An 847-nucleotide genomic window follows, 5' to 3' on the forward strand; every position below is an offset into this window, starting at 1 on the left:
CCGGCAACGGCGTCCCAATCGTCTTCATGATCGACGGCACCGACAAGCTCCGCGGCGAAGACACCCGCCAGTTCTTCGTGCACGACGCCGAGCAGCTGCTCCGCATCGGCGCCGACACCCACCGCACCGAGGCCAACACCCTCCTTTGCACCTCCCTCGCCGACGCCCGCCGGCTGCAAACCCCCGAGGCGGAGACCATCGAGCGGATGCTGGCTGAGCAGGGTTTGGACTGCGACGCGACTGCACCCGTGAGACAGCAACGCTTTCGTCTTGGCGGACGAACAGCCCGGCGCGGCCAACGCCGTCGGCGCCGGGGGCTATGCTTCAGTCAGTCCCGCGGCAAAGGCCAGCAGCCGATGGCAGGCGCCCGCACCAGACCCGACCCCGTTGATGGCGGCGACGCGCCATCGCCCGCGCGCGGCGCACCCGGGCACGGGTCGCCTGAAACACGCGCGCCCGAAACCGCGCCGGGCAACGCCGTGTTCCGCGTCCGCGGCGTCACCAAGGTCTACCGCATGGGCGAGGTGCGGGTAGAGGCGCTGCGCGGTGTGGACCTGGACCTGTACGCCGGCGAGCTGGCGGTGCTGCTGGGGCCGTCCGGCAGCGGCAAGTCCACGCTGCTGAACATCCTGGGCGGACTGGATAGGCCCACAGCCGGGCAGGTGCTGTATGGCGTCCAGGATCTCGCCACCGCCGTCGACCGCGAGCTCACGCGCTACCGCCGCCATCACGTCGGTTTCGTATTCCAGTTATACAACCTGATCCCGAGCCTGACGGCGCGGGAGAACGTGGCCGTGTTGACGGAGATCGCCCCGGACCCCATTCCGCGGGCGGAGGGCCGGACGGG

At 70.4% G+C, this 847-nt stretch carries 1 protein-coding gene; it reads left to right on the forward strand.

Annotated elements, in window-relative coordinates:
- Nucleotides 1-515: 515 nt before the first annotated feature.
- Nucleotides 516-847 (forward strand): ATP-binding cassette domain-containing protein (locus I6U14_RS11870; protein WP_296899588.1); only part of this gene is annotated, 332 nt, incomplete at its 3' end.

Origin of the sequence: Thiohalocapsa sp., assembly GCF_019695415.1 — a bacterium.
Lineage (GTDB): Bacteria > Pseudomonadota > Gammaproteobacteria > Chromatiales > Chromatiaceae > Thiohalocapsa.